Here is a 17,399-nt window from a genome sequence, read left to right on the forward strand (position 1 = left end):
GACAAGAGGCGTCCCCGAACGCCCCAAGGGATTTTATGCAACTGTCGTTTTCTCACCTGCCCACCGTTGTCGCCTTGAGCGGCCTGTTGCTGGCGCACGCCGACCTGGCGCAGGCCGGACGCGTCGAACTGGGCGTGGCTGCCGCACAAGCCGACCTGACGCTGGGTTGCCTGTACCCGATGACCGAGCGCGCGGCGATTTACGGCCAGGACAGTATCGCCGGCATCCAGGTCGCGTTGAGCGAGCTGCAGGCCCAGCGCGACGCCGGGCAACAGGTGCCACAGATGCGGGTGATCATCGACGACGACCAGTCCAAGGCCTCCTACGGCACCAGCCTGGCCCGGGCCTTCATTCGCAAGGACGGCGTGCAGGTGCTGTGCGGCATGGTGTCTTCGGGCGTGGCAATCGCCGTCAGCCAACTGGCCCGGGACGAGAAGGTGCTGATGATCGGCACCGACCATGCCTCGTCGCGCATGACCCTGGAAAACGGTCATCGCTACTACTTTCGCGTCACCAACGATACCTGGACCTCCATGGCCGCCGGTGCCCATTACCTGAAGGCACTGCAGGCCAGCACCGGCTGGAAGCGCCTGGCCTTCATCGGCCCCGACTACGAGTACGGCCATGTGTCGAGGGACGACCTGCATGAGGCGCTGCGCCAACTGGGTGTGCAGTTCGAGGACGTCACCGAGCTCTGGCCGCGGCTGTACGAGCCCGACTACTCGGCCTATATCGCCGCACTCGAACAGGCAAGGCCGGACATCATCGTCTCGGCCCTGTGGGGCGGCGATTTTCATGCCTTCGTCAAGCAGGCCGCCGGAACACGGCTGTTCGAGACCTCGCGGCTGGCCAACTTCGATACCGGTGGCAACTATGACTTCCTCGTTTCCCTTGGCGACAAGGCGCCGCCGGGCCTCATTCTTTCGGCTCGGCACCACAACAACTGGCCGCAGACGCAGCGCAACGGGTCCTTCGTCGAGCGCTTCCGTGCCCTGACCGGGCGTTACCCGACTTACGCCGCCGAAGGTGCCTACACCGGCGTGATGGTCCTGGCCAAGGCCAGCCAGAAGGCCGGTGGCGCTACCGACACCGAGTCGCTGGTCACCGCCCTCGAAGGGCTGGAGATCGCCTTGCCGGAAGATCCGCCGGGCTTCGTCTCGCGTATCGATCCGCTGACCCACCAGATCCAGCAGACCCAGGCCGTCGGCACCCCGGTGCGCAACGACGACTACCCGCCTGCGCAACTGATGCTCGGTGAGTGGTCGGTGTACTCCGCCCAGGACCTGCTGCCCGACCCGGCCGTGCGCGCGCGTCGGCAAGCCATGCAAATCCGTAATCCCGAGGGGCATGCCCCTTAGCTTCAGCAACCCGTAATGGAATTGACCATGAACAACTATAAGAAAAGCGTCTCGCACTCCCGCAAAGCACTGCCCCTGGCCCTGGCGATCGCCATGGCAGGGATTGGCGCCGGTAGCACTGGCGCCGCCGTGGCCGCCGAGAACGGCAAGTTCCGGGTCGGCGTGGTGACCTTCCTCTCCGGTCCGGCTGCCGGTCCGTTCGGCGAGCCATCGGCCAATGCCGCCAAGGTGCTGGTGGAAGGCCTCAACCAGGGCAAGCTGCCGGCGCCCTACGACAAACTGGGCATCAACGGCGCCGAGATCGAGATGGTGATCATCGATGAGGCCGGGGGCGCCGCCAAGCAGGTGGAAGAATTCCGCAACCTGGTGCAGCGCCAGAAGGTCGATGCGGTAGTTGGCTACATCTCCTCCGGCGATTGCCTGGCGATTGCGCCGGTGGCCGAAGAACTGGGGGCGATGACCGTGTTCTACGATTGCGGCACTTCGCAACTGTTCAGCGAGGACAAGACCCCGCAGTTCGTCTTCCGTACCAGCCTGGACGCTGCCGTGGACAACATCGGTGCCGCCCGCTACCTGGCCAAGACCCGTCCGGACGCCGTGCGCGTCGGCGGTATCCAGCAGAACTACGCCTGGGGCCAGGACAGCTGGAACGACTTCACCCTGTCGATGGCCCAGATCATGCCCAAGAGCCAGGTGGTCGAATCGCAGATGCCCAAGGTCTTCCAGGGCCAGTACGGCGCGGAGATCTCGGCGCTGTCGGTGAAGCGTCCGGACATCATCCATTCCAGCTTCTGGGGCGGCGACATGGAGGCCCTGGTGCTCCAGGCCAACTCCCGCGGCCTGCTGGAAGATGCCACCGCCGTCCTGACCTGCGGCGAGTCGGCCCTGGCGCGCTACAAGGACCAGGCACCCAACGGCATGATCATCGGCGGTCGCGGCCCGTTCGGGGCCTTCGCGCCCGAAAACGCCTTGAACACCTGGTTCACCCAGGCCTATCAGTCCGCCTACAAGGCCGCGCCGACCTACCCGGCGAGCAAGATGGCCCAGGCCATCCTCGGCCTGAAGTTCGCCGCGGAAAACGCCAAGGCCGAAGCGGGCACCATCCCGGCGCCGCTGGAAATGGCCAAGGCCTTTAAAGGCGCCACCTTCGAGTCGGTCTCGGGCACCGTGCAGATGGCCCGCGCCGGCGGTCACCAGGCCATGCAAGGCATTGCCTACGGTGAGTACCACTACGATGCGGCCAGCAAGCAGGGCAGCGTGCAGAACGTGATCGCCTTCGCCGGCGAGTGCGTGACCCCGCCCGACGGCACCACCGCGCATGACTGGATCAAGGCCGGTTTCCCTGGCGCGCAATGCAACTGATCGCCTGCACACCTGACTGATCGTGGCGGCCGTTCCAGGCCGCCACTCTTGCCAAGGTAGAACCTTATGCTGAGTCTTTACGCGGTGCTGATCGACGGCGCCATCTATGCCTCGTGGCTGTTTCTGGTCGCGGCGGGGCTCACCGTCATCTACGGCGTCATGCGAATCCTGAACATGGCCCATGGCAGCTTCTACGCCATCGGTGCCTATGCCGCCGCCTCGCTGGTGGGCTGGTATTTCAACAACGGGGTAGGGCCGGTGTGGGTCGGCTACCTGATGATGCTCGGCTGCGCACTGGCCGCAGGCCTGGTGGTCGGCCTGCTGATCGAGCGCGGCCTGCTGCGCTTCATGTACGGCCGCGATGAAGTGCTGATGGTGATCATCACCTACGCCTTGCTGCTGATCCTCGAAGACGCCATGAAGATGATCTGGGGCGTCAACCCGTACTTCGCCTACCAGCCTTATGCCGAAATGGGCCGCAGTGTGCTGGCCGGGCTGAAGGTCTCCAACTACGACCTGATGCTGGTCGGCGTCTCGCTGGTGCTCGGCCTCGGGCTGTGGTTGTGGCTGGAGCGTACCCACCAGGGCAAGGTGCTGCGCGCGGTGATCCATGACCGCGAAGTGGCCCTGGCCATGGGCGTCAACGTGCGTCGGGTGTTCACCCTGGTGTTCGTGCTCGGCACTGTGCTTGGCACCCTGGCGGGCGCGCTGACGGCCCCGGCGATTTCCGTCGCTCCCGGTATCGGCGTGGAAATCATCGTGCTGGCGTTCGCCGTGGTGGTGATCGGCGGCATGGGCAGCATCGAAGGGGCCGCCCTCGGCGCCTTGCTGGTGGGCTTGAGCCGCGCCGCGGCGGTGCACTACGCACCGCAATTCGAACTCTTTGTGATCTATGGCGTGATGGCGCTGGTCCTGGCGGTACGTCCGCAGGGGCTGTTCGGCCGCGTGCTTGCGAGGAAAATCTGATGCGCCTGGATAGAACCGAATTGATCCTGCTCGGCGTTGCCGTGCTGTTCGCCGCGGGGGGGCTGATCGCGCCCCAGTGGCTGGTGTTCCTGCTGACCATGGCGCTGGCCAAGTCGATGGTCGTGCAAGGGGTGGTGATGCAGATGCGCGCCGGCCTCGTGACCTTCGGCCAGGGCCTGTACTTCTGCATCGGTGGCTATGCCGTGGGCATGGGCGGTCACTTCCTGGATATCAGCGACCTGCCGACCCTGCTGTTGATCGGCATTGGCGCGGCGGTGGCGCTGGCCATGATCCTCGGCCTGCTGATGACCCGCTACCGCGAGATCTTCTTCGCCATGCTGTCGCTGGCGTTCTCGATGATCCTCTACGGCATGCTGGTGAAAAGCCCTGCGCTGGGCAGCACCGACGGCTTCAACGTCAAGGCCTGGACCCTGTTCGGCTGGAGCCCGGCCGCAGGCCAGGCACCGCTGGCGCTGTTCGTCATCATCGTCGCCGTGTCGGCCGTGCTCGCGGTGCTGCTGCACCGCTACGGTCGCAGCAGCGCAGGGGCGATGTGCGAGGCGATTCGCGAGAACGAGGTGCGGGTCGAGTACCTCGGCCAGTCGCCGCGCTGGGTGCTCTACATGAACTACGTCGCCGCCGCCGGGGTGTCCGCTCTGGGCGGGGGCTTCATGGCCCTGGCAGCCGGGCACATCGACCCGGAAATGGCGTACTGGATCACCTCCGGCGAGTTCGTCTTTATCGCCTTGCTCGGCGGTACGGCCCACGTGGCGGCGCCGATCATCGCCGCGATCCTGTTCGCCGTGGTGCGCACCTACGCCATCGAACTGGTGCCCCACAGCTGGCAGATGATTCTGGGCATCACCCTGCTGGCGATCATCGTCTTTCTACCCAAGGGCCTGTGGAGCCTGTTCAGTGGCCAGGCCCGCGCGGCCAAGGCAGTGGAGGCCAAGGTATGAGCTGCATTCTCGAAACCCGCGGGCTGTACAAGGAGTTCGGCGCGGTCACTGCCGCCAAGGATGTCAACGTCAGCATCAGCAAGGGCGAAGTGGTGGGGGTGATCGGCTCCAACGGCGCCGGCAAGACCACCTTCATCAACATGGTGACCGGCTATCTCAAGCCCAGCCGTGGCGAAATCCTCTTCAACGGCCAGTCGATCATCGGCCGCACGCCGCGGGCGATCACCCGTGCCGGCATGGCCCGCTCGTTCCAGGTCGCGCAGCTGTTCCCCGAACTGACCGTGCTGGACAACCTGCTGATTGCCCTGGCTGCCGCCGAGTCGCCGTTTCCGTCGCTGCTGCGGCCGCTGCGCAATGAGGTGCGGATTGCCCGTGCCGACGCGATTCTCAGCGAGTTCAGCATCCTCTCCTGGCGCGACAGCAAGGTCACCGCCGTGCCGCAAGGCGTGCGCAAGCTGATCGACATCGCCATGGCGCTGATCGTCGACCCGCAGATGCTGCTGCTCGATGAACCCACCAGTGGTGTCAGCGCCGAGGAAAAGACCCAGTTGATGGACACTGTGATGCAGGTGGTGTCGCGGCATCAGGTCACGGTGCTGTTCGTCGAGCACGACATGGACGTGGTGCGTCGCTATGTCTCGCGGATCCTCGCGTTCTACAGCGGCGAAGTGCTGGCCGACGGCCCGCCGCAAACGGTATTGGCCAATGCCCGGGTCCAGGAACTGGTCACCGGTGGTCAGCGGGCACACAAGGGGGCAACCGCATGAGCCTGGAAATTCGCAACCTCAACGTGGCCATTGAATCGGTGCCGATCCTGCACGACGTTTCGCTGCAGGTCGGTGCCGGGCAGATGGTCGGCCTGATCGGCCATAACGGTGCCGGCAAGACCACCCTGATCCGTACCCTGATGGGCCTGCTGGACGCCACGGGCGGCTCGATCCATTTCGCCGGTAACGATCTGCGCGCACAGCCGGGCCACCAGCGCGCGGCAGCGGGCATCAGCTACCTGCCCGAAGACCGCCGGCTGATCCCGGCGCTGACGGTAGAGGAAAACATCCTGCTGCCGGTGTGGGCCAACAAGCTGCCGGGCAGCGTCCAGCGCCTGGAGTGGGTCTACAGCCTGATCCCGGAAATCGCCCAGTTTCGCGAACGCCGCGCCATGCAACTGTCTGGCGGCCAGCAGAAACTGGTGGCCCTGGCGCGGGCGCTGATGCCGGGCAACCGCCTGTTGATCCTCGATGAACCGTTCGAGGGCGTGGCGCCGGTGCTGTCGCGCCGCCTTACCGAAGTGATCGCCCAGCTCGGACAGGAAGGCCTGTGCGTGCTGATCTCCGAGTCCGATGACACCCATTCCGCTGACCTGGTCGATGCCGTTTACCGCATCGAGCGCGGCAGCGTACGCGCAGGATAAGCCGCCATGTCGACCTTTACCTTTGAAACCACCCCCCGTGTGATCTGCGAAGTCGATGGCGCCCTGCGCCTGGGCACCCTGTGCCGCGAACTTGGCGCCGAGCGTGTACTGCTCGTCAGCGATCCCGGGTTGCAACGGGCCGGTCTGCTGGAGGCACCGATGCAGGCGCTGCGCGAGGCCGGGGTCGAGGTGACCCTGTACAGCGACGTCCAGGCCGATCCGCCCGAGGCGTCGGTGCTCGATGCGGTAGCGGCGGGGCACGCCTGCCGCGCCCAGGCCATCATCGGCCTGGGCGGTGGCAGCTCGCTGGACACCGCCAAGCTGGTGGCGTTGCTGTGCGGTCATGAGCAGGCGCTAGTGGACATCTACGGCATCAACCTGGCCAAGGGCCCGCGCTTGCCACTGATCCAGGTGCCGACCACGGCCGGTACCGGCTCGGAAGTCACCGCCGTGGCCATCGTCACCACCCCCAGCCACGAAAAAAAGGGCGTGGTCAGCCCCTTGCTTTACCCGGACATCGCCTTGCTCGATGCACGCCTGACCGTCGGCCTGCCAGCGGCGGTGAGCGCCATGACCGGTGTCGACGCCATGGTTCATGCCATCGAGGCCTACACCAGCAAGCACAAGAAGAACGTGCTCTCGGACGGCCTGGCCTTGCAGGCCCTGCGGCTGCTCGGCGGCAACCTCGACCGTGTGCTGGCCGAACCTGGCGATCTGCAAGCGCGTTCGGACATGCTGCTGGGTTCGATGCTGGCCGGCATGGCCTTTGCCAACGCACCGGTAGCGGCGGTGCATGCGCTGGCCTATCCACTGGGCGGGCATTTCCATGTGCCCCATGGCTTGAGCAATGCGCTGGTGCTGGTGCCGGTACTGAACTTCAACCGCACCGCAGCGCTGGCGTTATATGCAGAGCTGGCGGCCACCGTGCTGCCCGGGCAACGCTTCGACAGCCCGGAGCAGGCTTGCGATGCCTTTATCGCCTTCATGACCGCGCTAGTTGAACGCATGCCGTTTGCCCAGAACCTGACGCAAGTGGGCGTGACCGAAGCGGACCTCGACCGGCTGAGCGACGACGCCATGAAAGTCGAGCGCCTGCTGATCAACAACCCGCGCCCGGTCAGCCGGGAAGATGCCCGCGCCATTTATGCCTCGGTGCTGTGAGGAGTACGCCATGAATCATGAGTTCAGAAGTGTTCCGCGTATCGTCTGCGAGGCGGGGGCATTGCAGGGTATCGGCAAGGTATTTGCCGGGCTGGCTGTGCGCCGTGTGCTGCTGGTGTGCGACCCCGGCATCGTCAAACTCGGTTTCGCCGGCAAGGCTTGCGCCGCACTGGAAGCCGCGGGCTGCACCGTGGCGGTGTTCGATGAAGTGGTGGCCGACCCACCGGCAGCGGTGGTCGAACGGGCGGTTGCTCAGGGCCGTGCCTTCGAGGCCGATGGCGTGCTAGGCCTGGGCGGTGGCAGCTCGCTGGATGCGGCCAAGCTGGTGGCGTTGCTGATCAATAGCGACCAGCCGCTGGAAGACCTCTACGGCACCGACAAGGCGCGTGGCCAGCGCCTGCCCCTGGTGCTGATGCCGACCACGGCGGGGACCGGTTCGGAAGTCACCTGGGTGTCGGTGATCACCGATGCCCAGCAGCGCAAGCAGGCCGTGTATTCGGCGCAACTGATGCCGGACGTGGCGGTGCTCGACCCGGAACTGACCCTTGGCCTGCCGACCGTGGTCACCGCGGCGACCGGCCTGGATGCCATGGTCCACGCCATCGAGGCCTACACCAGTCGCACGCGCAAGAACCCGATTTCCGATGGTCTGGCCACCACGGCGCTGCGGCTGTTGGGCGGCAACCTGCGCAAGGTACTGGCCGACGGCAGCGACGTCGCCGCCCGTTCGGCGATGCTGCAGGGCTCGTTGATGGCCGGCATGGCGTTTGTCAATGCGTCGGTGGCGGCGATTCACGGCCTGGCCTACCCGTTGGGGGCGCGGTTTCACATTCCCCACGGCCACGCCAATGCCCTGGTGATGGCGCCGATGATTCGCTTCAACCTGCCGGCGGCGCAGCAGCAGTATGCCGAACTGGCCGCGCACCTGTTGCCGCAGGCAACGTTTGACGATGAAGCCAGCGCAGCCTTGGCCTTCGTCCAGGCCATCGAGGCGCTGGTGGGTGATAGCGGCCTGGAAACGCGCTTGTCGCGGCTGGGTATCGATGAAGCGGCGATCCCGGTCATGGCGGCGGATGTGGTGAACGGGCTGCAGCGGCTGATCGAAAGCAACCCCAGGGACATGACCGAAGGAGAGGTGGAGGCCATCTATCGGGGCATTTACTGACTATGCTCCAGCGCTCTATCGACTGTGAAAAAACGGACTAGCGAGCGCCTTGATTGTCGTCGGCCAGCCACTAGCCTCGACAACAGCGCGTTCGCTTCACCCCGCACGACAGGAGGGCGCTCATGAGCGAGCGAAACAATGCTGTGGTACTGCACTTCGATCCGGCGCTTGCGTCGCTGCGCGATGGCCTTTCGGTCGCTCTGCAGATGGGTGACACACTCTGGGTGGCCAATGACGAAACCACGAGCCTGGAGCGCCTGACCATCAGGGACGCTGCTGCGGGCGACGTGCCGACGTGCGATGCACACCAGTCGTTTGCGTTGATGAAATACCTGGATCTGCCCATACCCCAGCCAGACGCCGAGATCGATATCGAAGGTTTGGCCCATGCCGAGGACAGCGGCTACCTCTGGGTGGTGGGATCGCATAGCCTCAAGCGCAAGAAGGCCCAGGCCGGCAAGTCTGCGCAGAAGAACATCAAGCGGCTCTCGACGGTGGAGGCGGATGGCAACCGTTTTTTGCTGGCTCGCATCCCGGTGGTACAGCAGGACGGCAGCCATGTGCTCCAAGGCAAGGTAAAGGCCGATGGACGCACGGCGGCGCAGCTGCGAGGCGACGAGCATGGCAACGACCTGACCACGGAAATCGCCAAGGACGAACAACTACAGGCCTTTCTGCACATTCCGGGCAAAGACAACGGTTTTGACATCGAAGGGCTGGCGGTAATCGGCCCGCGTCTTTTGCTGGGGTTGCGGGGGCCGGTGCTTCGCGGTTGGACTGTGCTGCTGGAGGTCGAGCCCGAACTGGACAGCGGCTCGACCGACACCCTGGTGCTCAAGAAGATCGGCCCACAGGGGCGCCGCTACCGTAAGCACTTCTTCGATCTCAATGGCCTGGGCGTACGTGACCTGTGCCGCAGCGGTGACGATCTGCTGATTCTGGCGGGGCCGACCATGGACCTGGATGGTCCGGTAGCGGTCGTGCGCTGGGGTGGCGGCTTTGCAGGCGATGAAGAAAGCGTGGTGTTTGCCGACCAATTGGAGACCCTGCTGGAGGTCCCGTTCGGTCAAGGTGACGATCATGCCGAGGGCATGTGCCTGTTCGATCCGGGCGAGCAGGGCGAGGCGGGGCTGTTGATCGTCTATGACTCGGCAGCCCGGCATCGCCAGCACGGCGACGCCGGGGTGGAGGCTGACCTGTTCATCCTGGATTAGTCATACAGCGACAAGCACAGCATCAGCGAAGAAAAAAGTAGGAGTAGACCATTTTCGATAAATGAGGGTGACCGCCCACGACATCCAAGATGTGTCTGCTCCTACGAAGCTCAGGGGTACGGCAATCTGTTTCGCCGTTAGCGTCGCGTCTGCGGTCAATGATGAACAATTGGAGCGCCATAGTGCCCCCCCTGTAATGGGCGGGGGTGACGGGGGCTCACCCCCCGTCGGGGTACTGAAGTGTCGGGGGCAGCGGCCTGGACGGCTCAGTCGCCGCTGACCAACTGACGGGCCAGCTGGTTGTGGCGTTCCAGCACCCGCGGCAGGTCGACCGTGGTGATGCGCCCGTCCTGGACCACCACACGGCCATTGATCACGCTGGTGTCGACGTGGGTCGGGGTGCAGAACACCAGGGCCGCCAGCGGGTCGTGATGGGCACCGGCATAGGCCACGTGACCAAGATCGAAGGCGACGAAGTCGGCCACCATGCCCGGGGCCAGGGCGCCGATGTCATTGCGGTTGAGTACCTTGGCGCCGCCCAGCGTGGCGATTTCCAGCGCTTCGCGAGCGGTCATCGCATCGGGACCGAAGCCGACACGCTGCAACAGCAGCGCCTGGCGGACCTCGCCGATCATGCTGGCACCATCGTTGGAGGCCGAACCGTCCACCCCCAGGCCCACCGGCACACCGTGGTCGCGCATCTTGCGGATCGGCGCGATCCCCGAGGCCAGGCGCATGTTCGAGCACGGGCAGTGGGCGACCCCGGTACCGGTACGCGCGAACAGCTCAATGCCGTGCTGGTCGAGTTGCACGCAATGGGCGTGCCAGACGTCGTGGCCGACCCAGCCCAGGTCTTCGGCGTACTCGGCAGGCGTCATGCCGAACTTCTCGCGGCTGTAGGCGATGTCGTTGACGTTTTCTGCCAGGTGCGTGTGCATCGACACCCCGTACTGGCGTGCGAGCACCGCGGCTTCGCGCATCAGGTCGCGGCTCACCGAAAACGGAGAGCAGGGCGCCACGACCACGCGCAGCATCGAGCCATGGCGGGCGTCGTGGTAGTCCTCGATCAGGCGCTGGGACTCCTTGAGGATGTCGCTCTCTTTTTCCACCACTGAATCGGGCGGCAGGCCGCCCTGGCTTTGGCCGACGCTCATGCTCCCGCGTGCGGCGTGGAAGCGCATGCCGATTTCTTCGGCGGCATGGATGCTGTCGTCGAGCTTGCAGCCGTTGGGGTAGATGTAGAGGTGGTCGCTCGAGGTGGTGCAGCCGGAGAGAATCAGCTCGGCCATTGCCGTCTGGGTCGACACCGAGATCATTTCCGGCGTCAGTCGTGCCCAGATGGGGTAAAGGTTGGTCAGCCAGTTGAACAACTCGCCGTCCTGGGCCGCCGGTACGACACGGGTGAGGCTCTGGTACATGTGGTGGTGGGTATTGACCAGTCCCGGAATGACCACCTTCCCGGCCATGTCCAGAATCACATCGGCCTGTTGCGGCAGTGTTTCGCTGGGGCCGACCTGCTTGATCAGGTTGTCCTCGATGAACAGGCCACCGCGCCTGATCTCCCGGCGCTCGCCATCCATCGTCACCAGAAGCTCGGCGTTCTTGACCAGTAGTGTCTTGGGCATACGTATTCCTCTGCGGCATGGGGGCCGCTTTCAACGTGATTGTGTTGCAGGCACGGTGCGTGGCGTGAGCGAAGCCCTGGCAACCCGGCACTGCGTGGGGCAAGTCCTTGTTGGCAGGATCGGTCAGTGCACGTGCGCGCGCAGGGACACTGCCAAGGCACTTGTCCTGGGCTGGTCCACGCCGTGGCGCAAGGTGATGGGCACATGATCCCGTCCACCTTGCGAAACCTCGCCGATCGGCAGGTACTCAATGGGGGGCCAGGAAGAGGTGTGGGCGAACGGGATAAAGACGAAGGCGTCGCTGGACGACGTTCGTGATTGACGCTCGAGGGGGGCGAGCAGCAGTGGGTGTTGCATGGCGTGAGACCGTCGCAATACGCAGCGGCGATTACCGGTGTCGTAGGCGTGGAATTATGTAACCAGAATAATTTATTTTTGTATACAGGGAATAAAGCATTGCCTGGGGCTGATCCCTCCCGCACCCGGCGTCGCCACCCGCTACGCTTCCAGCATTCTCGATCAATGCAGACAACGGTGAAGCATATCCTGATCGCCGACGAACAACCCCCTTTCGCCTGCAATCGCCGGCGGACGCGATGCCCATGGTCTGGTTCGACCCGCACGCGGGCGCCAAGATCACAGCTACCGGTTCCACGCCGAGCCACAGCTAGCCGGCCAGGCGCAAGACCTGGCGGCGGTGGCTCAATGAACCGGACTACGGCCGCTTCGCGGCCGATCGCGGATGAATCCGCTCCCATCGAGCTGGCCGATCAAGACAGTTGCTCGCGCAGAGGAAGCGCCGTCCGGCCCCGCGACAGCGCCGTTCGCCCTCTACAGTGACACCAGCACATCACACTGGGATTCGTTGAGGACATGCTTGGTGATGCTCCCGATCAACAGCTCTTCCAGGGCGCTTTCACCCTGTTTGCCGATCACGATCAGGTCGCAGTCCAGCTCCAGCTCTTGCTCGACGATGCGCCAGGCCGGGTCGCCATGCACGACGATTTGCCGGGCATTGACCAGCCCCGCGACGTCGCTCAAGGCCGCGAGTTTTTCCACGGCGTCTTTTTTGATGACATTGCGGTAGTGGGTGAGGGTGTCCTGGTCGATGTGGGCGAAGCGCATGCTGCCCTCGAAGGGGGCTTCGTATACGTGCAGCAGGGTGATTTCGGCCTGCGGGGCAACCGATTGCGCGAGTTTGATGGCGCGAAGCGATGAAGGCGAGAAATCCACGGGAACGAGCAGGGTACGGTAGGCGTCGCGGGGTGGGTGCTTGACCACCAACATGGGGCAGAGCATGCGGCTCAGCATTCGTTGCACGGTCGAGCCCAGCAGCAGGCGACGGGCCAGGCTCTGCCCCTTCGCTCCACACACCAGCAGGTTGCTGCGCTTGTCTTGCACCACGCGGGTGATTTCCGTGGTGACCGAGCCTGTCGCGACCTGTACGCCAGGGGCGATCTCATAGCGCTGGAACAGCCTGTTCGCCAGTTCGTGAGTCTTCTCGCTTGCAGTCTCCAGCTCGCGTTTCAACAAGTCGTCGTCAGGTACCACCAGTTGCTTGAGACGCTCGAAGGGGGCGGGATTGGCGACGTAGAGCAGATCCAGCGCGGCCTGCTGCGCCTTGCTCAGTTCAGCCGCCCGCTCTGCCGCGTTGCGGGCAGCGGTGGACAAGTCAGTGGCAACCAGGACGTGGTTCAACGGGGACATGGTAGGGCTCCTTGTGCAGTCCGTGCGTTGGACCATCCTCTCGCGAACCGAGCCTGGTGTCTTGACCTGCGTCACCTGTTGTCGCCGATGGGCAATCAGCCTTCTCGTGAAATCGGCACGCCAGGGCTCGATTTAGGTCCGGCGGCTGCCCAGGCGATCAGGCCCAGCACCGGCACAAAAACAATGAACACGATCCACAACATCTTGCGGTCCGCCCGGCTCTTGCTGCCGATGATGCGTTTGATGGCCCAGAGTTCGACCAGGGTGATCAGTACTGCGAGCGTGATCCAGATATGACCGTTTTCCATGTAAGCCTCCAGTGGGTTCTGGAAGTTAGGTGCATCGAAATGGTCAGGGTTCATTCCGATTTGGCTGATAAAGAAGGGAAGGGGAGCAGGAGCATTACCCGCTCCCCCATTGGTCAACCTCGAACGAAGGCGAGCAGGTCGGCGTTGATCGCATCGGCGTGGGTGGTGGGCATGCCGTGCGGGTAGCCCGAGTAGGTTTTCAGCGTGCTGTTCTGCAACAGTTTGGCCGACAACAGTCCGGAGTTTTCATACGGCACAATCTGGTCATCATCGCCATGCATCACCAGCACCGGGATGGTGATGCGTTTGAGGTCTTCAGTGAAGTCGGTCTGCGAAAAGGCGACGATCCCGTCGTAATGCGCCTTTGCGCAGCCCATCATGCCTTGGCGCCACCAGTTGCGGATGATGCCCTCCGATGGTTTCGCGCCAGGGCGGTTGTAACCGTAGAAGGGCCCGGCTGGAACGTCATGGTAGAACTGTGCGCGGTTGGCTTTGAGCTGGGCCTGCAAGTCGTCGAAAACCGACTTCGGCAAGCCGCCAGGATTGCCTGGGGTCTGAACCATCAATGGCGGCACGGCGCCGATGATGGCGGCCTTGCGTACCCGGTCCTGGCCATGGCGAGCGATGTAATGAATGACTTCGCCACCACCGGTGGAGTGCCCCACATGGACGGCACCCTGTACGCCAAGATGGTCGACCACGGCCGCCACGTCATCGGCATAGTGATCCATGTCGTGGCCATCCCAGACCTGGCTGGATCGCCCGTGGCCGCGGCGGTCGTGCGCAACGACCCGGTAGCCGTTGTCCAGGAAGAACAGCATCTGCGCATCCCAGTCGTCCGAACTGAGTGGCCAGCCGTGATGAAAGAAGACCACCTGGGCATCGCGTGGGCCCCAGTCTTTGTAAAAGATCTCGACACCGTCCTGCGTAGTGACATACCCCATGTTCGCATCTCCTGTATGAAAGGGCGGCCACGATCGGCATCGTGTGCTGAGCGTGGCCGTTATTGAACAGAGTGCAGCCGATCCCATCCCAACAGGCGGCTCGCCGCTTGGCCGCCAAATCACTTTAGGTTTAAAGTCAGCTTCAAGGTCAATGGCTTTTTTTGGGTGGACTATGAGAATAGGCGAACTGGCGAAAATCAGCGGATTGGCGCCGTCACGCATCCGCTTCTACGAAGCGAGCGGCCTGATCAAGTCGGTAGCGCGCAAAGCCAATGGATACCGGGACTACGCACCTGACACCGAGTGGGTCCTGGAGATCATCACGGGCGCACAGGCTGCGGGTTTTTCGTTGGAGGAAATCCGTCAATTGCTGCCGACGAATGCGAACGGTTGGCGTCACGAAGGACTGCTTGGCGGGCTCAAGCGCAAGGTCGAGGAAATCGAGATCCTGCAACAGCGGCTGGCCCAGAACAAAGCGCAACTCCTGCTGGTCATCGAGGGTATCGAGAGCAAGCCCGAAGGCATGGCCTGCGTGGACAATACCCAGTTGTTGCTGCATCGCCTGCGCGAAGAGGGCGGGGAGGCCGCAGGCCGCCGTAAAGGCACGCCTGCCAAGTAACCCCGCGAGCGGCCCTCAAGCCAACAAGTCCGGCGCTCCCCTACATCCCCACCTTGCCCTTGAGCTCCGCCTCGCTCCACACCCCGCCGAGCGGACCGCCTGGAAGTCCTTCATTGGCCCTCGACAGCGGGAACAGAACCGGCACGAACCCCGCATCGCGCACCAGGCGAGCACCCACCTCCCGGGCCTGGGCGTCGTCGGCAAACACCGGCAGGGCCTTGCCGTTGCCAGACTGATCTTTCATGGCGGCATAGCCGAGGGCGTTGAACGCCCGTACCAGGTGCGCACCGGGCAGATACTGCTGGTCGGCCTGGGCAACACCCTGGTCCAGCGCCGCAACCCCGACCTCGCCGTCGCGGCCGCTGAAGGGGTTGCTGGTGCTCAACACCACCTTGCCGTCCAGCTTGCCCTTGAGCTGCTCGGACAAGCTCGGCATCGCGCCGTAGGGCACACTCAACACAATCACCTCGCCCCAGGTCGCGGCCTCGCTTACCGAGCCTGCCCTGGCGTTGGGACCAGCGGAGCTGACCAGGTCGGTCAGCGTCTCGGGGTGGCGCGACGAGAACATCACGGCGTGCCCGGCCTTTGCCCACAGCGTACCCAGCGTGCCACCGACCTTGCCGGCACCGATCACGCCGATCTTGAGGGAATCGGCCATCGCCTGGCTGGCGCACAGGACCAGGCCGGCGACCATCAGCATGAGAGTTCTGACCATGTGCTGCGCTCCTGATTGAACGGGGTTGTTATCACCGTAGTCGAGCCGGCCTCGAGCGTCTTGCAAAAAGACCGTATCGACCGATCACTCCCCTCAATACAGTGGCATCAACCAAAGGCATCACACCGGGCATGAATACAATTTGTCCGACAGTGCTAACGCGCATTGTTCAGTTGTGAACAACAGTGGCAGCCAATCAGCACGATCATGCACAGGCCATGGAGGCTTCTGATTCCCGGCCGCCGCTGCTTCGCTGCCCAGTTGCACAACTCGTTGATCGGAGAATAAGAAATGCTGTGTGCTCGACAATGGTTCATGCGCGTTGCGTTGGTGGCCGTCCCGCTGTTGGGGGGCATCACGCAAGCCACTGCTGCACCTCAACCGAATATCCTGGTGATCTTTGGCGATGATGTCGGCGTCAGCAATATCAGCGCTTACAACCAAGGGCTGATGGGCTACGAAACGCCCAGCATCGACCGCATCGCCAAAGAGGGCACGACCTTCACCCACGCCTATGGCGAGCAAACCTGCACCGCCGGGCGCGCGGCGTTCATCCTTGGCGAGCATCCCTTTCGCACGGGGTTGCTGACGGTGGGCATGCCGGGCTCGCCCCACGGCATTCCAGACTGGGCACCGACCCTCGGTGATGCCATGAAACAACAGGGCTATGCCACCGCTCAGTTCGGCAAGAACCACCTGGGTGACCGCGACGAACACCTGCCGACCAAACATGGTTTTGACGAGTTCTTTGGCAACCTCTATCACATGAATGCCGAAGAAGAACCAGAAACCTACTACTACCCGAAAGATCCCCAATTCCGCAAAAAATACGGCCCGCGCGGTGTGATCCACTCCTACGCGGACGGCAAGATCGAAGACACGGGGCCGTTGACCCGAAAGCGCATGGAGACGATCGACGATGAATTCGTGCAGTCTGCCGAGAATTTCATCGACAAATCCCATGCCGCCAAGAAACCCTTCTTCGTCTGGTTCAACAGCACACGCATGCATGTCTGGACTCACCTGAAAGAAGGCTCGCAAGGCAAGACCGGGATCGGCCTTTATCCTGACGGCATGGTCGAACACGATGAACAGGTCGGTCAGTTGCTGAAGAAGCTCGACGACCTGGGTATCGCAGACAACACCATTGTGATCTACACCACCGACAACGGCGCGCAGAAGGCCACGTGGCCCGAGTCTGGCAGCTCACCGTTTCACGGTGAGAAGGGCTCTTCCTTCGAAGGCGGCCATCGAGTACCGCTGCTGGTCAAGTGGCCGGGTACGCTCAAGCCAGGCACTCGCAGCAACAACCTGATTGCCCATAACGACTGGATGCCGACCCTGGCCGCCGCGGCCGGCCTGCCCAATCTTCGTGAAGGCCTCGCCCAGGGCATGACCCTCAATGGCAAGCCATTCAAGGTGCACCTCGATGGTTATGACTTCCTTCCATTCTTCAAAGGTGAAGCCAAGGAAAGCCCTCGCGAGGAGTATCTGTACTTCGGCATGGGCGGTGAGTTGAACGCCTTGCGCTGGCGTGACTGGAAAGTGAGTTTCGCCAACGTCGAGGGAGGCGTAGCGTCGGGTTCGCGCAAGGTCAGCAACATGCCAATCATCACCAACCTGAAGGCGGACCCGTACGAAACGGCGCCCTACGAGTCACGGATGTATGCGCGCTGGATGGCTGACCAGGTCTGGCTGTTCGTGCCCGTGCTGGACAAGGTCCAGAAGTTTCTCGCCACCTTGCCGCAGTATCCCTTCCAGGAAGGCGTGAACCTCAATCCTGCGAACGTCAACTACCAGACGCTCAAGGCTGCGAAAGTCATGCAGCAGGTTCAGCAGCTAAAGCCTGCCCAGTAAGCGCCGGCCCCTTTGCACACTGCTCTCA

At 63.5% G+C, this 17,399-nt stretch carries 16 protein-coding genes; 11 read left to right on the plus strand and 5 right to left on the minus strand.

All coding sequences use genetic code 11. The features are described from left to right. The first annotated feature begins 35 nt into the window (after positions 1-35). The 9 genes from NPS58_RS05415 to NPS58_RS05455 all read left to right on the plus strand — a co-directional run bounded on the left by NPS58_RS05415 (position 36) and on the right by NPS58_RS05455 (position 9,596). Positions 36-1,358: an ABC transporter substrate-binding protein gene (locus tag NPS58_RS05415; protein ID WP_274114222.1), complete on the plus strand. Its 1,323-nt coding sequence runs from the start codon at positions 36-38 to the stop codon at positions 1,356-1,358. 27 nt (positions 1,359-1,385) lie between these two features. Next, complete coding sequence (locus NPS58_RS05420; RefSeq protein ID WP_274114224.1) at positions 1,386-2,720, plus strand: ABC transporter substrate-binding protein; 1,335 nt, start codon at positions 1,386-1,388, stop codon at positions 2,718-2,720. A 66-nt stretch (positions 2,721-2,786) separates the two neighbouring features. Then, complete coding sequence (locus NPS58_RS05425; RefSeq protein WP_095155153.1) at positions 2,787-3,686, plus strand: branched-chain amino acid ABC transporter permease; 900 nt, start codon at positions 2,787-2,789, stop codon at positions 3,684-3,686. After that, a complete protein-coding gene (locus NPS58_RS05430) occupies positions 3,686-4,645 on the plus strand; it encodes a branched-chain amino acid ABC transporter permease (protein ID WP_274114228.1) in 960 nt (319 codons plus the stop codon). The genes NPS58_RS05425 and NPS58_RS05430 overlap by 1 nt, the downstream gene beginning before the upstream one ends. Continuing rightward, the gene (locus tag NPS58_RS05435) at positions 4,642-5,412 is read left to right on the plus strand and encodes an ABC transporter ATP-binding protein (protein WP_274114230.1); all 771 of its coding nucleotides are present in this window, start codon (positions 4,642-4,644) and stop codon (positions 5,410-5,412) included. The genes NPS58_RS05430 and NPS58_RS05435 overlap by 4 nt, the downstream gene beginning before the upstream one ends. Beyond that, on the plus strand, positions 5,409-6,056 hold the full coding sequence (locus NPS58_RS05440; RefSeq protein WP_274114232.1) for an ATP-binding cassette domain-containing protein: 648 nt from the start codon (positions 5,409-5,411) through the stop codon (positions 6,054-6,056). Before NPS58_RS05435 ends, NPS58_RS05440 begins: the two co-directional genes overlap by 4 nt. A 6-nt stretch (positions 6,057-6,062) precedes the next feature. After that, positions 6,063-7,217, plus strand: coding sequence for an iron-containing alcohol dehydrogenase (locus tag NPS58_RS05445; protein WP_274114234.1), 1,155 nt, complete (start codon positions 6,063-6,065; stop codon positions 7,215-7,217). A 10-nt stretch (positions 7,218-7,227) separates the two neighbouring features. After that, positions 7,228-8,382, plus strand: coding sequence for an iron-containing alcohol dehydrogenase (locus NPS58_RS05450; protein ID WP_274114236.1), 1,155 nt, complete (start codon positions 7,228-7,230; stop codon positions 8,380-8,382). A gap of 122 nt (positions 8,383-8,504) precedes the next feature. Further along, the gene (locus NPS58_RS05455; protein WP_274114238.1) at positions 8,505-9,596 is read left to right on the plus strand and encodes a DUF3616 domain-containing protein; all 1,092 of its coding nucleotides are present in this window, start codon (positions 8,505-8,507) and stop codon (positions 9,594-9,596) included. A 266-nt stretch (positions 9,597-9,862) separates the two neighbouring features. On the opposite strand, the gene NPS58_RS05460 is transcribed toward NPS58_RS05455, so the two are convergent. The 4 genes from NPS58_RS05460 to NPS58_RS05475 all read right to left on the minus strand — a co-directional run bounded on the left by NPS58_RS05460 (position 9,863) and on the right by NPS58_RS05475 (position 14,180). Continuing rightward, on the minus strand, positions 9,863-11,221 hold the full coding sequence (locus tag NPS58_RS05460; RefSeq protein ID WP_274114240.1) for an 8-oxoguanine deaminase: 1,359 nt from the start codon (positions 11,219-11,221) through the stop codon (positions 9,863-9,865). 831 nt (positions 11,222-12,052) lie between these two features. Continuing rightward, on the minus strand, positions 12,053-12,928 hold the full coding sequence (locus tag NPS58_RS05465) for a universal stress protein (RefSeq protein WP_274114241.1): 876 nt from the start codon (positions 12,926-12,928) through the stop codon (positions 12,053-12,055). A gap of 95 nt (positions 12,929-13,023) precedes the next feature. Then, on the minus strand, positions 13,024-13,236 hold the full coding sequence (locus tag NPS58_RS05470; protein ID WP_274114242.1) for a PLD nuclease N-terminal domain-containing protein: 213 nt from the start codon (positions 13,234-13,236) through the stop codon (positions 13,024-13,026). Positions 13,237-13,349: 113 nt separating this feature from the next. Next, positions 13,350-14,180: an alpha/beta fold hydrolase gene (locus NPS58_RS05475; RefSeq protein ID WP_274114243.1), complete on the minus strand. Its 831-nt coding sequence runs from the start codon at positions 14,178-14,180 to the stop codon at positions 13,350-13,352. A 172-nt stretch (positions 14,181-14,352) separates the two neighbouring features. Between NPS58_RS05475 and NPS58_RS05480 the strand changes: the two genes are divergently transcribed. Continuing rightward, positions 14,353-14,799 carry a MerR family transcriptional regulator gene (locus tag NPS58_RS05480; RefSeq protein ID WP_274115365.1) on the plus strand — a complete coding sequence of 149 codons (447 nt, stop codon included), beginning with the start codon at positions 14,353-14,355 and terminating at the stop codon, positions 14,797-14,799. Between the two features lie 40 nt (positions 14,800-14,839). Here the strand turns inward: NPS58_RS05480 and NPS58_RS05485 are convergent, their stop codons facing one another. Next, positions 14,840-15,514 carry an NADPH-dependent F420 reductase gene (locus NPS58_RS05485; RefSeq protein ID WP_274114244.1) on the minus strand — a complete coding sequence of 225 codons (675 nt, stop codon included), beginning with the start codon at positions 15,512-15,514 and terminating at the stop codon, positions 14,840-14,842. A 291-nt stretch (positions 15,515-15,805) separates the two neighbouring features. Between NPS58_RS05485 and NPS58_RS05490 the strand changes: the two genes are divergently transcribed. After that, positions 15,806-17,371, plus strand: a complete 1,566-nt coding sequence (locus tag NPS58_RS05490; RefSeq protein ID WP_274114246.1) for an arylsulfatase — start codon at positions 15,806-15,808, stop codon at positions 17,369-17,371. Positions 17,372-17,399: the final 28 nt, after the last annotated feature.

The sequence above is a fragment of the Pseudomonas putida genome (genome assembly GCF_028682455.1).
Taxonomy (GTDB): Bacteria; Pseudomonadota; Gammaproteobacteria; order Pseudomonadales; family Pseudomonadaceae; genus Aquipseudomonas; species Aquipseudomonas putida_AA.

Bases quoted from the DNA above. Each gene is read 5' to 3' on its own strand.
- NPS58_RS05415 (WP_274114222.1), top strand. From the start codon at position 36: ATGCAACTGTCGTTTTCTCACCTGCCCACCGTTGTCGCCTTGAGCGGC.
- NPS58_RS05420 (WP_274114224.1), top strand. From the start codon at position 1,386: ATGAACAACTATAAGAAAAGCGTCTCGCACTCCCGCAAAGCACTGCCC.
- NPS58_RS05425 (WP_095155153.1), top strand. From the start codon at position 2,787: ATGCTGAGTCTTTACGCGGTGCTGATCGACGGCGCCATCTATGCCTCG.
- NPS58_RS05430 (WP_274114228.1), top strand. From the start codon at position 3,686: ATGCGCCTGGATAGAACCGAATTGATCCTGCTCGGCGTTGCCGTGCTG.
- NPS58_RS05435 (WP_274114230.1), top strand. From the start codon at position 4,642: ATGAGCTGCATTCTCGAAACCCGCGGGCTGTACAAGGAGTTCGGCGCG.
- NPS58_RS05440 (WP_274114232.1), top strand. From the start codon at position 5,409: ATGAGCCTGGAAATTCGCAACCTCAACGTGGCCATTGAATCGGTGCCG.
- NPS58_RS05445 (WP_274114234.1), top strand. From the start codon at position 6,063: ATGTCGACCTTTACCTTTGAAACCACCCCCCGTGTGATCTGCGAAGTC.
- NPS58_RS05450 (WP_274114236.1), top strand. From the start codon at position 7,228: ATGAATCATGAGTTCAGAAGTGTTCCGCGTATCGTCTGCGAGGCGGGG.
- NPS58_RS05455 (WP_274114238.1), top strand. From the start codon at position 8,505: ATGAGCGAGCGAAACAATGCTGTGGTACTGCACTTCGATCCGGCGCTT.
- NPS58_RS05460 (WP_274114240.1), bottom strand. From the start codon at position 11,221: ATGCCCAAGACACTACTGGTCAAGAACGCCGAGCTTCTGGTGACGATG.
- NPS58_RS05465 (WP_274114241.1), bottom strand. From the start codon at position 12,928: ATGTCCCCGTTGAACCACGTCCTGGTTGCCACTGACTTGTCCACCGCT.
- NPS58_RS05470 (WP_274114242.1), bottom strand. From the start codon at position 13,236: ATGGAAAACGGTCATATCTGGATCACGCTCGCAGTACTGATCACCCTG.
- NPS58_RS05475 (WP_274114243.1), bottom strand. From the start codon at position 14,180: ATGGGGTATGTCACTACGCAGGACGGTGTCGAGATCTTTTACAAAGAC.
- NPS58_RS05480 (WP_274115365.1), top strand. From the start codon at position 14,353: ATGAGAATAGGCGAACTGGCGAAAATCAGCGGATTGGCGCCGTCACGC.
- NPS58_RS05485 (WP_274114244.1), bottom strand. From the start codon at position 15,514: ATGGTCAGAACTCTCATGCTGATGGTCGCCGGCCTGGTCCTGTGCGCC.
- NPS58_RS05490 (WP_274114246.1), top strand. From the start codon at position 15,806: ATGCTGTGTGCTCGACAATGGTTCATGCGCGTTGCGTTGGTGGCCGTC.